Annotated in this window: 15 protein-coding genes; all 15 read right to left on the minus strand. The window is 39.4% G+C overall.

The window, feature by feature from the left end; translation table 11 throughout:
* A partial coding sequence (locus tag BN1206_RS08360) for a helix-turn-helix domain-containing protein (protein ID WP_156172723.1) occupies nucleotides 1–565 on the minus strand: 565 nt, incomplete at its 3' end.
* Between the two features lie 119 nt (nucleotides 566–684).
* Entirely contained in the window at nucleotides 685–849 is a 165-nt protein-coding gene (locus BN1206_RS09940; protein ID WP_013438666.1) for a hypothetical protein, read from the minus strand.
* 92 nt (nucleotides 850–941) lie between these two features.
* Nucleotides 942–1,166 (minus strand): hypothetical protein, encoded by a 225-nt coding sequence (locus BN1206_RS08365; protein ID WP_022087570.1) that lies wholly within the window; start codon nucleotides 1,164–1,166, stop codon nucleotides 942–944.
* 75 nt (nucleotides 1,167–1,241) lie between these two features.
* On the minus strand, nucleotides 1,242–1,565 hold the full coding sequence (locus BN1206_RS08370; protein WP_013438668.1) for a bacteriocin immunity family protein: 324 nt from the start codon (nucleotides 1,563–1,565) through the stop codon (nucleotides 1,242–1,244).
* Nucleotides 1,566–1,644: 79 nt separating this feature from the next.
* On the minus strand, nucleotides 1,645–2,874 hold the full coding sequence (locus BN1206_RS08375; RefSeq protein ID WP_014566201.1) for a lactate oxidase: 1,230 nt from the start codon (nucleotides 2,872–2,874) through the stop codon (nucleotides 1,645–1,647).
* Between the two features lie 325 nt (nucleotides 2,875–3,199).
* Nucleotides 3,200–3,364, minus strand: a complete 165-nt coding sequence (locus BN1206_RS09945; protein ID WP_013438670.1) for a hypothetical protein — start codon at nucleotides 3,362–3,364, stop codon at nucleotides 3,200–3,202.
* A gap of 11 nt (nucleotides 3,365–3,375) precedes the next feature.
* Nucleotides 3,376–3,507, minus strand: a complete 132-nt coding sequence (locus BN1206_RS10260) for a hypothetical protein (RefSeq protein WP_255349911.1) — start codon at nucleotides 3,505–3,507, stop codon at nucleotides 3,376–3,378.
* Nucleotides 3,508–3,685: 178 nt separating this feature from the next.
* The gene (locus BN1206_RS08380) at nucleotides 3,686–3,976 is read right to left on the minus strand and encodes a bacteriocin immunity family protein (protein WP_013438671.1); all 291 of its coding nucleotides are present in this window, start codon (nucleotides 3,974–3,976) and stop codon (nucleotides 3,686–3,688) included.
* A gap of 72 nt (nucleotides 3,977–4,048) precedes the next feature.
* The gene (locus BN1206_RS08385) at nucleotides 4,049–4,798 is read right to left on the minus strand and encodes an aspartate/glutamate racemase family protein (RefSeq protein ID WP_013438672.1); all 750 of its coding nucleotides are present in this window, start codon (nucleotides 4,796–4,798) and stop codon (nucleotides 4,049–4,051) included.
* An 11-nt stretch (nucleotides 4,799–4,809) separates the two neighbouring features.
* Nucleotides 4,810–6,381: a UDP-N-acetylmuramoyl-L-alanyl-D-glutamate--2,6-diaminopimelate ligase gene (locus tag BN1206_RS08390; RefSeq protein ID WP_013438673.1), complete on the minus strand. Its 1,572-nt coding sequence runs from the start codon at nucleotides 6,379–6,381 to the stop codon at nucleotides 4,810–4,812.
* Nucleotides 6,382–6,429: 48 nt separating this feature from the next.
* A complete protein-coding gene (locus tag BN1206_RS08395; RefSeq protein WP_013642519.1) occupies nucleotides 6,430–7,584 on the minus strand; it encodes a sensor histidine kinase in 1,155 nt (384 codons plus the stop codon).
* A gap of 3 nt (nucleotides 7,585–7,587) precedes the next feature.
* Entirely contained in the window at nucleotides 7,588–8,274 is a 687-nt protein-coding gene (locus tag BN1206_RS08400) for a response regulator transcription factor CroR (RefSeq protein WP_013438675.1), read from the minus strand.
* Between the two features lie 181 nt (nucleotides 8,275–8,455).
* On the minus strand, nucleotides 8,456–10,270 hold the full coding sequence (locus BN1206_RS08405; protein ID WP_118027387.1) for an ABC transporter ATP-binding protein: 1,815 nt from the start codon (nucleotides 10,268–10,270) through the stop codon (nucleotides 8,456–8,458).
* A 54-nt stretch (nucleotides 10,271–10,324) separates the two neighbouring features.
* Nucleotides 10,325–12,049: an ABC transporter ATP-binding protein gene (locus BN1206_RS08410; RefSeq protein WP_052543254.1), complete on the minus strand. Its 1,725-nt coding sequence runs from the start codon at nucleotides 12,047–12,049 to the stop codon at nucleotides 10,325–10,327.
* A 120-nt stretch (nucleotides 12,050–12,169) separates the two neighbouring features.
* On the minus strand, nucleotides 12,170–12,946 hold the full coding sequence (locus BN1206_RS08415) for a DUF1129 domain-containing protein (protein ID WP_013642522.1): 777 nt from the start codon (nucleotides 12,944–12,946) through the stop codon (nucleotides 12,170–12,172).
* Nucleotide 12,947: the final 1 nt, after the last annotated feature.

Genomic DNA, 12,947 nt, shown 5'->3' on the forward strand with positions numbered 1-12,947 from the left:
TAATCAGTTTTCTAAAACCAGCAATGCGGACAATTCCCAGCTTAGGCAATTTAATATGTTTAGCATCAATAAATCTAGCTGTCCCGTTATCAAGATAGGCTTCTGACTGCTTAGGATATTGACAGTTAGTCTGATATGACCAGTCGCTGCGTTTTTTGTGAAAAGTCGGAATTCCATAACCAATCTTGCGATAGTTGTTCCAAGCTTTCTGATAATTTTGAATGGCGTTGGCAATAGCGAGGCTATCAATTTCTTTAACACGCAAAAAGCTATAAGTATCACGAATATTCCTTGGCTTATCCAATAGTTCGCTATTAGTGACTACTTCTTCTGCCAACCTAGTCTCATAATTATTAAGAATAGAAAAGGCAAAAGGCATTGCTTGATATTGTCTAACAGCTAAGTAGTGCTTAGCATGATAATTGCTTCGATTGCGTCCTACATAAGAGTTGTAGACAAAGCGCTGCGCATCATAGTTTAGTTTAATGATTTTCTTTTGCTTAGAACTAGGATAAAAGCGAAGCTTAACGCCAAAATGATAGGCTAAACTGCTCATTCTTTTCATGTATTTCACCTCCTCATAGATTAGATATTTATATTTTACAGGATAAGCGAACATATGTCTCTATTTTTAGAATAAAAAAAGCTGACTGCTAGGTCAGCTTGGCCCTATCCATCCCCGCATTAAAATACGGGGATTTTCGGGCGTTTTTCATTAAATGTATCAAAGGTTGGCTCTTCATCATCGCGACGAGTGTACATATCATGCACTGCCAACAATCCTGTGATCATCAAGTTCACACCAAAAATAATTAACAAACCAACAAAAATATATAAAAGATAAAGCATGATTGCACCTCCGTCATATTAGTTATTTCTTCTGTACCACTTAACTAATACACTAATATCTATTAGAGGATTTGTCAATCATTTTTTATTGCTTACTTTTTCCTGCCAATGTATAAAAGGCCATAGATCGCTGGGCCAATAATGATTGCACCGGCTACAGATAAAACCAAAACAAAGGCAAAACGGGGCATGATAAAAAAGTCTTGACCGAAACCGCGGGCAGCCCACATTGCAAAGAATGTTATTACCCAGGCAATGACCATCGAGAGAATTAAGCGCCAAGCTGAAAATTGATTTTGTGAATTTTTGTTACTCATCTAATTTTCCTCAAAAAATAAAAAAGCTACTAAACTCATTTAAGTTTAATAGCTCTCTGAATTATTATCAATTAATTATCTTCTGCCGATGCTACTAAAAGCCAGGCCAAGAGCAGCACCACCTAATGCGCCTGCTTGGTGTGAGACAGGACGAGCATCAGAAACAATTGCTTGGTGGAATTTCATCACGCCGTTAGACAATTTACTTTGCCAACTTAATGGATCAAGACCAACGCGAACCAAGTTGCAAACGTAATTTGCGGATTCGCCATTTTCAAGTTGGTGCTTAGCATTAAGCAAAACTTTACGCTCCTCCGACTTAGTATTTTCATCAACTAACAAATCAGTAATGTTGTTTAAAAGCCAAATTTTCAGGTCATCTTTTTCTTCGTTATACATTGTATGTATCTCTTTTCCTCAACTTTTGAGTCAATTATAGTTCTTGTTGTGAGGAATTCAATAGTTTTTTGAAGAAAAATTAGTGCTTTGATGCGCCTGAAGTAGCGTCTGGTTCTTCGCTCTTAATTTGGTTATCAGCCGTTACAGGATATGGCTTAATGCGGCTAGGATCAGTGTTTGAAGGCATGGTGTCTAAACCGTAATGAATACGATCGATCTTAGCGCGCTTTACATCATCAATGGTTTTGCAGCCGGTCAGTTGCATATCGATCTTTAATTCGGTATTTAATTGATTAATGACGCTCTCAACACCCTTAGGGCCGCCTAATGCTAAGCCATAAAGATATGGACGACCGATACCAACAATATCAGCACCAAGTGCCAAAGCCTTAAAGACATGTGAACCGCGACGAACGCCTGAATCAAAGACAATTGGCACACGGTGGTTAACAGCTTTAGCAATCTCTGGCAAAACGTCGATCGTTGCAGGAGCACCATCGACTTCACGACCGCCATGGTTAGTAACGTAGATACCGTCGGCACCTGCGCCAATTGCCTTATAAGCATCTTCAGCACACATAACGCCTTTTACAAAGACAGGTAAGCCTGATTCCTTCTTAATGCGTGCAACGTCTTCTGGGCCAATCTTTTGGGCACTAGAAGCGTACATTTGCGCAACGCTTTGACCTTCACCTTTACCGCCAAGATAACGGGTGAAGAAGTCTAGTGGCACTGGATAAGTAAAGTGCGTTCTAAGGTTAGCTTCACGATAACCTGACACAAGGGCATCGACGGTCAAGAAAATGCCTTTGTAGCCTGCTTTCTTGATTGCATCAAAGACCATCTTGTTGAAGTCCCAGTCCTTGCTTAAATATAATTGGAAAAATCTGGGAGCTTCTGGAGCGGCTGCCGCAATGTCTTCTACGCTCTTGTTAGCATAAGTACTTGATGAGAAAAGTGCACCAGCTGCGGCAGCACCTTTTTGCGTAGCCACTTCAGCATCCTTGTGAGCAATACCGTGACAAGCAATTGGAGAAATCATAATTGGTGTCTTCAATTTCATCCCCATAAATTCGGTATCAGTTTGTGGATCATCCATATCGGTCAAAGCACGTGGCACAATTTGATAATGGTTAAAGGCTGAAGTATTGGCACGCCAAGTCCATTCATTTTCAGCACCTGAAGCGATGTAGTAATATGCACCTTCAGGCATAACTTTCTTGGCCCGCTCTTCTAGTTCATCGACATTGATCATCGAGATCTTTTCATCCCGATCACTTTGAGGAAAACCTTTGTAATAATAAGTCATAGTTCTTCCTTCTTTCAGTTTATTTCTGCATCTTTTATTACTTTCATTATAGTTGAAAGCAAATACAAAAGTTAGTGAAAAAAGACTAAAAAATGTTTTAATAACCAGGATAGTAAGCAATTATCATTTCACAAAGTTATATTTATCTTTGTATATATTGTTATTTTTAACTTGTTATTTTCTTGGCGTTTTCTGCATTTTTATCCGAAAAGCAAAAATAACTGTTCTACCTAATGGGTCAAACAGTTATTTTAATATCTTTATTTTTCTACAACTCAACTTTAACTGAACATTACGCAAAGTACAGATATTCCAACAAGGATCATCATGAAACCAATGCAAAGCCATAATAGATAGCCAGTGAACTAAAAACATTATCTGTTCCTTCAGTTTTTACGTTTTTGAAATATCTCTTAGCTGCAACAATGGTATAGCAACCACCGATAATCATTAATAATCCAATAATTAATGGAACAACAATCTTTAACATAATTGCTCACCTCATCCACTAATGAAAATACCTGCTAAAAGCATCCCCACGCCAACAACGACGATGATGGCACCTTGGTAGTAACCAGCAACAATACCAATAGTAGATGTAAAAGCCCAGTAGGATCTGTGCCACTTCAACAAGTAATAGAAGTGACATTACAGGTACACCCTTTTTTATTGGTAAAAAGACAAGTGTTAAGAAGTATAAAGAAACATAAGCGTAACCGACTGCGAAGCAGACCCTATGTTGAAATATTTACCAGACAAATCAAAAAAGCCTTCAGAAGTGCTCGCTTCTGAAAGCCTATGTTTTACAAATCTAATAATATGACTTCAAAGTCTCCTGCAATTTCGTCACACCAGCAGGCACCTTAAAATCAGTCTTAACCAAATAACCTGACAATTCATCATCAAGTTCCTTAGCAATTTCCTGAACCGGCTCGTCTTCACTAGCTCTAAACAAAGCCAACTTAACAAACTTCATAATATCGTTATTGCCCAACAATTCAGGATCATTATTAACTAGCTCTCTCACTTTAATCATAAAATCATTATCTTTTGGATTGATATTAAGGTGAGTACCCACGCCTTCCAGTTTTGGATATTTCATAATTTAGCCCCCGATCTAATTTCGATTTTAGCACAAGAGAAAAGCCATGAACTTAGTTCATGACTCTCTAACTCATTTATACATGTATTTTGCGCAAGCTTCTTTAGGATCCATACCGTTACGGATCTTAAGAGCTAATTCGATTGAAACATCTGCAAGAATTGATTGTGGATCAATTACGTGATATGGATGGTCAGGTGCTTTTTCTTGAGCCAGTGACAACTCGGTACATCCCAGCAAAATCACGTTACAACCATATTTATCATGCATTGTCTTCAAGATTTTGTGATACAGATCGTGATCTACAGTACCCTTTTCTTTGATATCAGAATAGATCAATTCATTAACCATTGGTTGAATTTCTGGTCCACCCAATTCCACCTTGCGGCCAACTCGCTTAATTTCATCGGCATACAAGTGATCATATATAGAACCTTCAGTAGCAATTAAACCAATCTTCTTTTCATCTGGATAATTGTCAGTAAAATTATGTACGGCAATGCGCATCATGTGTAAAAATGGCTTGTCAGTCAATGCAGCCAAATCATCATAGAAATAATGCGCTGTATTACATGGCATAACCATGAAGTCCGTACCTAATTTGTCTTGACCTTCTACGTCATCTTTTAAATCATAAAAGAAGTTAGGCTTACTGTGATCCTTGATGTAGGCAGTTCTATCAGGAACTTGTGCATCATTGACCAAAATATAATTTAAATAATCTTGGTCGCGTGCGATCTTAACGCGGTGGTTAATTAACCGCACATAACTCTCAGTGGCAATGGTTCCCATGCCACCAATAATACTAAAAAAGTGCTTCATAGTATCAACTCTTATTTTCTAAAGTGTTCTTTTTGGCCTTCTAATTCATTAATGACATTTTGAGCAACAACGATATCAGATGGGTATGGAGTGTTTACGCCACGAATCTTTTGGAAGGCGTCAGCACCCTTACCACAGATTAAAACAACATCATCTGGGCCAGCCATTGCGATGGCATCGTGGATAGCCTTCTTACGGTCCAATTCAATAGTAACGTCACACTTAGAGTGGTCAATACCTGAATCAATTTCTTCGGCGATTGACTTAGGATCTTCAAAGCCTGGGTCATCAGTTGTCAAGAATGCCTTATCAGCGTATGCGGTCAAACTTTCACTGAAGCCTGGACGACGAGAAACGCCCTTATCGCCAGGAGCACCTACAACTACGATGATCTTAGGGTTGTCGAATTCATTTTGCATAAAGCTCATCAAAGCCATCATTGAAGCCTTGTTGTGAGCGTAGTCAACAACAACCATACCGTGACTCTTAGTTCTTTCAGTTTGCATACGACCTGGGATAGTCACGTCGCGGATACCCTTAGCACATTGATCATGGTTAAGGCCAGCAAGACCAGCACCGATAATTGCAGCAGTACCGTTTGATTCGTTGAAGTCACCCAACATCTTCAAAGTGTAGTCACCATTGATAGGTAACTTCTTAGCCTTATCACTTGCGCAGTAAAGTTTGAAGCGAGTTTCCTTCATATCCAATTCTTGTGAAGCAAATCTAAAGTCGATTGGCACCTTTAAATCTGGATTTTCGAAGTTTTCTCTAGCAAACAAGTAAATACTGTCTGGGTTAGTAGTGGTTGTAGCTGCTGCGTAAATTTCATCAAAGTGGGCGGTTTCCGCATTGATAATACATTTACGTGAGTTAACCATTAATTGAAGCTTGCAGTGTAAGTAGTCTGCAAAGTTAGGGTGTTCGTTTGGTCCAATGTGGTCTGGACTGATGTTCAAGAAGAAGCCTAAGTCATAAGTTAAACCAAAGACGCGGTTCTTCTTGTAAGCTTGGCTAGATACTTCCATTACCAAGTGAGTCATACCGTTATCTACGGCAGTACGCATGTCACGGAACAAGTCCAAACTTTCTGGCGTGGTCAAACTTGACTTGAAGCTGTCTTCTGGCTTAGGACCAACAACGTCATTAACTGAAGAAATTAAAGCAGTCTTGCCGCCGTTAGCTTGATCAAGCATCCCCTTCAAGAAGTATGCGGAAGTAGTCTTACCCTTAGTACCAGTGAAGGCTACAACGTATAAATCATCTTGTGGGAAACGGAAGAATGCGGCTGAGAGCAATGCCATTGCTTTTGAAACATCACGAACGATTAACGCGTGCATACCTTTGCCTTCAGGATAAGGTTGTTCAGCAACGTAACAAATAGCACCATTGTCTTTAGCCATTGATAAATAAGTTGGTCTAAAGCCTGCACCCTTGCAGAAAAATAATGTGTTAGTTTGGATATCACGTGAGTCGTAAGAAACGTAATCCATCTTAGTAGCTACAGTGTCTTGAACTGCGCTTGACTTGAGCAAGTGGTGCTCTTTTAAAATTAATATACAGGTATTTAAAGAAATACTCATCATTTTCTCCTCGTTGTATTAATACATTCAGTCAAAATTATAACACAGCTAGTGCTTACTTGGCGCTTTCTTAGGATCAAGTGGCAAGCGAATTATGAAACTAGTCCAGTTTTTATCTGATTGGCAGCGAATCGTACCATGGTGCAAATCGACCACGCCTTTGGTAATTGAAAGGCCCAATCCGGTACCGCCAGTTTTGGTATTACGGGAAGTTTCCACTCGGTAGAAACGTTCAAAGATCTTTTTCTGTGAATCTTTTGGAATTGGCTCCCCATTGTTTTCAACACGCAATTCGACTTCGCGCTTATTAACTAAGTTAGCCACTAATTTAATCTTGGTAGCTCCCGTACCATATTTGAATGCGTTAGAAATTAAGTTGTTATATACTCGCACTAATTTTTCGGCATCAGCCTGAATGGTTAAATCTTTAGGCCGTGCCTCAATTTCAATCTCAATACCTTTTTTCTCAGCTTCAAGTTCAAACCCGGCTGCTACTTGTTCGAGCATTGAATAAATGTGTAATCTGGCTAAATTCAGCTTCGTATTAGTAGATTTCAGCGTTGAATATTCGAACAAATCATTGGCCAGTGACTTCATTTGCTCAGCCTTGGTGTACGCAATATTAATATATTTTTGCTGGTCTTCAGGAGACGTTACGCCACTTTTTAGTAATCCCAAATAGCCAATAATTGAAGTCAGCGGCGTTCTAATATCGTGTGAAACGTTAGTAATCAATTCATCCTTAGATTGTTCGATTGCCCGTTCCTCATTGATGGAGTTCACAGTACTATCAACCAGTGAGTTAATTGAATCAACTACACGCTGCAATTCAGGCCGCACCCTAAAGTTGATACGGTGATCAAAGTGACCATTAGCAATATAATGCAGCTCCAGAATGACGTGACGCAGCTGCATTTGGTGATATCTTCTGATCAAACGCCAATATAAAACCACCAAATCGCCGATCCCCATCAAAATAATAAAGATATTTTGCCAGGACCATAAGTGATAGCCACCTGCAAAGGTCATCGTCTTTTTCAAAAAGTAGATGCCATTAACCAGACTCTCATCCTGCAAAATAGCCAGGTGGAGCAAAATAATTATTGATAGATTTAACAAAAGCAGAAGGATGACCGTTACGACCCCTTCTGCAAACAATTCGCTCTTTTCAGCGCCAGTTAGCTTGACGCGCTCCTTTTTCATTAACTACGCCTCGACCTTGTATCCTACACCCCAAACAGTTTGAATAACATCTTCGCCGCCAGTTGCCTTTTGAATCTTGTCACGAAGGTGTGATACGTGCACCATAACGGTCTTGGCAGAAACGATGGATTCTTGTTGCCAAACACGTTCGAAGATTTCATCAGCAGAGAATACGCGGTTAGGGTGACTAGCTAAAAGATAAAGAATACCAAATTCCAAAGCCGTCAATTGAATAGCCTTGCCATCGATTGTCTTTACTTCGTGAGAATCACGATTAATGACAAGTGGACCAACTTCCAAGATATCTGGCTTTTCATCCTTAACTTGCTTTTGACTACGACGTAAAAGTGAACGTACTCTGGCCATAACTTCAAGTGGGTTAAATGGCTTAGATACGTAGTCATCGGCACCGGTAATTAAGCCTTGAATCTTATCCATATCGCCAGTCTTAGCAGAAACAATGATAATTGGAATATCTGAATCTTTTCTAACTTCCTTAATTACTTCGATTCCGGACATGTTAGGCATCATCACGTCTAAGATCATTAATGCGATGTCTGGTGTAGTAGTTAATTTAGTAATGGCTTCCTTGCCGCTGTATGCCGCAATAGGTTCATAGCCTTCGTTTTTCAAATATATGCTTAAAAGTTCAACGATTTCTTTATCATCATCAACAACTAAAATTTTCACGAGGAAACTTCCCCCTTCTCGTTCTTAATTATTTTATCTCTCTTGTTTATTCTATATACAGTTTATCAAACCTTACGACTATTTTACTCAATTTTAAATCAAAACGCCTAAGAACAAGGCTTTCTTTATTTTTTCATAAAAAAAGAGCCTGGAAATTCCAAGTTCTAATTTATTTAGCTTATTATTGGATCTCTTTCTTACCAGTGTAGAGCTCGTAGTAGTAGCCCTTCTGCTTCAAAAGTTCCTCGTGATTACCACGTTCAATGATATGACCATGATCAAGAACCAAGATCAAATCTGAGTTAACAATAGTTGATAAACGGTGGGCAATAACAAAACTTGTACGTCCAGCAAGCAAGTTATCCATACCAGCTTGAACCATCTTTTCAGTTCTAGTATCGATGCTTGATGTAGCTTCATCCAAGATCATTACCGGCTCATCGGCAATCATTGCCCGGGCAATACTGAGCAGCTGCATTTGTCCTTGTGACAAATCACCGCCATCACCATCAATCACAGTTTGGTAGCCGTGATCAAGGTCATGGATAAATTCATCGGCATGAGACAACTTAGCTGCTTGGTAGACGTCATCGTCACTAGCATCTGGATTACCGAAGCGGATATTATCCATAATCGTACCAGTAAACAAGTGCGTTTCCTGCAAGACGATTGATAATGACTGACGCAAGTCGTCCTTCTTAATATTCTTGATTGGAATACCATCATAAGTAATCGTGCCTGAATCAATTTCGTAGAAGCGGTTAAGCATGTTAGAAATGGTGGTCTTGCCGGCACCAGTTTCACCAACCATGGCTACCTTCATGCCTGGCTTAGCATCAATTGAAATGTCGTGTAAAATTTGGTGTTCTGGCACATAACTGAAGTTAACGTGATCAAAGACAATATGACCGCGAACTGGAACCTTCTTAATTGAGCCATCTTTTTGTGGAACATTCCAATTCCAGTTACTGCCGACTTCGTCACCTTTAGAAATCGTAACTGTACCATCATCTGGTTCTGAAGCTTGATCTTCCAAATTGAAGATTCTTTCGGCACCAGCCAAGGCCATTACGATTGAGTTCAATTGTTGTGAAATCTGGGCAATAGGCATACTGAACTGTCTTGATAATTGCAAGAATGAACCAATTGCACCAAGTGAAAGTGGAGCCCATTGGTTAATCGCAACGGCACCACCAATAAAGGCAATTAATACGTAGAGCAAGTTACCAATGTTACCCATGATTGGGAAAAGAATAGTGGCATAAGTGTTGGCTCTACCTGAAGCCTGACGCAATTCTTCGTTGTACTTATCAAAACCAGCTTTTGATTCTGGTTCATGGCTGAAGACCTTAATAACCTTCAAACCATTAAGCATTTCTTCGTTATAACCGTTAATTTGACCAAGCTTCTTCTGTTGGATTTGGAAGTAGTTGCCTGACTTAACAGTAAGAAAACGTACAATTCCAATTGATAATGCAAAGATGATGAATGAGAAGAGCGTTAATTGCCAACTCAAACTAAACATCGCACATACAACGAATAGCAAACTCAAGACTGAGTTAGTAAATTGTGGGATTGATTGTGAAATCATCTGCATCAAGGTATCAATATCGTTGGTGTAACGCGACATGATATCACCAAATTCATTTTGGTCAAAGTATGAAATTGGCAAACTTTCCATGTGCGTAAACATTTCGTTACGAACACGATATTGTACTTTTTGTGCCAAGACACCCATTAACATGTTAAAGAGGTAGTTGGAAAGGAAACCGATGGCATAAATACCAAACATTACCGCAATGGCAATTTCCAATGGGCCATAATTAGGTACCTTTTCCTTAGTTAAGGGCATGATATAGTTATTGATCAAACGCTCAATAAACAGTGAACCGATAACGTTGCTAGCTGCTGCCAAGACAATCATAATCATGGAAACGGTGAGCATCCACGGACTAGTCTTCACAATCAGCCTAAGTAAGCGGCCCAAAGTTTTCATTCTGTGACCATTAGCTTGATCTTTATTTTCTAAAGCTTTATCCAAATTGCTCACCTACTTTCCTTGTTCTTCTTGGAACTTAGCGATTGAACTGTAAAGCTCGTTAGTCTTCATCAATTCTTCATGCGTTCCAATATCTTGAATCTTGCCGCGATTCATAACGATGATCCGGTCAGCGTCCTTAATCGAAACAATTCTCTGTGAAATGATAATCTTCGTTGTGTCTGGCATATCCTTAGCCAAAGAAGTTCTAATTTCACGTTCCGTGCTAGTATCAACGGCTGAAGTAGAGTCATCCAAGATCAAGATCTTAGGGTTCTTCAACAAGGCTCTGGCAATAGTAATTCTTTGCTTTTGCCCACCTGAAACGTTGTTACCACCTTGTTCGATCATTGTATCGTAGCCATCTGGCATTTCACGAATAAAGTCATCGGCATGCGCAATCTTAGCTGCCGCAACAACTTGTTCGTCAGTGGCGTTTTCGTTACCCCACTTCAAGTTGTCCTTAACCGTACCGGTGAACAAAACGTTCTTTTGTAAGACCATCGCAACGTTGTCACGCAAGGTCTTTAAGTCGTATGACTTAACGTTATGTCCCGCAACGCGAACGGCACCAGACGTTACATCATAAAGACGTGGAATCATTGAAACTAAGGTTGATTTAGATGAACCCGTTTCACCGATGATCCCAATCGTTTCACCTGGATGGATCCGCAAGTTGATATCATCAAGAGCATCAGTTTTATCAGCTGGTTCATACTTAAAGCTAACGTGGTCGAAAATAACTTCACCGTTAGTCAAACGCTTAAGTGGCTTCTTAGGATTTTCAATAGTTGGTTCTTCAGTGATTACAGAAGCGATACGACGACCACTAGCACCTGAAATAACCAACTGGGTGGTAATCATAGCCAAAATGTTCAAACTGAATAAAACTGAGTTTGAGTACGTAAACATTGAAATAAGTTGACCAGTTTGTAAGCTACCGCCAACAATTTCTCTAGCACCAAACCAGCAAATTGCCAAAGTTGAAATATTCAAAACGGCTGCAACTACTAAAGCGTTTAAAGACATAATCTTTTGAGCAGTTGCGAATAATTTGTAAATAAGGCCTGATGACTTCTCAAATTTTTCGATTTGTGGCTTTTCTTGAACGTAAGTCTTAACTTCACGAATACCACGTACATTTTCACGAACCACTTGGTTCATGCGGTCATATCCTCTAAAAATCTTAGGGAAATATGGGTAAGCCAATCTAATAATTAAGCCTAAGGCAATTGCAAAAATTGGTCCTAATACTAAGAAAATAAGTGACAAGTGTGGACTGATAATCACAGACATGATAATTGAAACGATGAACATCATTGGCGCTCTAACAGCGATTCTGATCAACATTTGGTAAGCCAATTGCACGTTGTTAACGTCAGTTGTCAAACGCGTAACCAAACTGGCACTTGAAAAGTGATCGATGTTTTCGAATGAATAATCCTGCATGTGATAGAACATGTCCTTACGCAAGTTAGCCGCGAAACCAGCAGCTGCATGGGCAGAAACATAACTGGCACTTGCACCTAATGCTAATGAAATGATTGTCAATACAAACAAAATCAAGCCTAGCTTACTAATGTAGGCCATGTTGCCCTTCATAATTCCGTTATCGATCAAAATACCAACTAAATATGGAATCAGCATTTCGATAATAACTTCACCAATAACAAAGACTGGCGAGAGCAATGACAATTTTTTATATTGTCGAATCGATTGGCTCAATGTTTTGACCATATAAAACCACCCTTCTATTTCTATGCATCCTTGTAAATAAAAAAATAAATGGGCATTCCCCATTTATCTTTTTTTACAGTTATCTAATTTAGTATGTACTTCTTTTTTTAAAGAAGCAAGTTATTTGCGTTGTGGACGAGACGCAAATGAAGAACCAGTGATGTGGTAGTGTTGTCTAAATAAGTAACGGGCACCGTAGGCAATTGCGGCGATTACGATGTCGACAGCACCTGGCAATACTGGGTTGATTACACGAATTGCTGGCAATGATAAGATCCAAATCCAAATGAACAATGCGACAGCAATTCCTAAACCACTTAACAGCAATTTTGGCAAACCGATTCGTTGACCGTTCTTTGGCATTACCCAATCGTTGTACTTAACCATGAAGACACCCATCAAGATACCTACACTGGCTAAAGTCAAAATACCCATTTGTGAGTTTTGAGGTTGCTTTGTTTCAAACAAGGCAATGACACCAAATAAACCAACGAAGATTGCTAAGTAGAGAAGTGCACAATCAACGGCACGTTGCCAGAATGGAGTTTCTACTGTTTTTTGTTCTGGGTGAAGCATTTCTTCAGCCTTGATCTTTGGTGAAGCTAAGTAAAGACCATTAGCAGGTTGACCATGACGTTGTGCAATCACGATTTCACTAAGCAAACCATCAGTCATGGCGACTGCTTCTTCATGTGAAAGTGAACCTTGACGTTGTAGTTCCTTTTCCAAACGGAAAACGTAGTCTTGGTTCTTGTTACTTAACTTTTGACGCAAAGTCTTAGGGTCTTCATTTTTCAACTCTTCGTCTTTAGCATCAACTTCAGACTGCTTCTTTAATTTTTCTTGTTTTTCAGCGTTAATATTTGAATTATTCTTTTCTTGCTCTTTTTCAGTCATT

The organism is Lactobacillus sp. OTU4228, assembly GCF_001006945.1.
GTDB lineage: Bacteria > Bacillota > Bacilli > Lactobacillales > Lactobacillaceae > Lactobacillus > Lactobacillus amylovorus.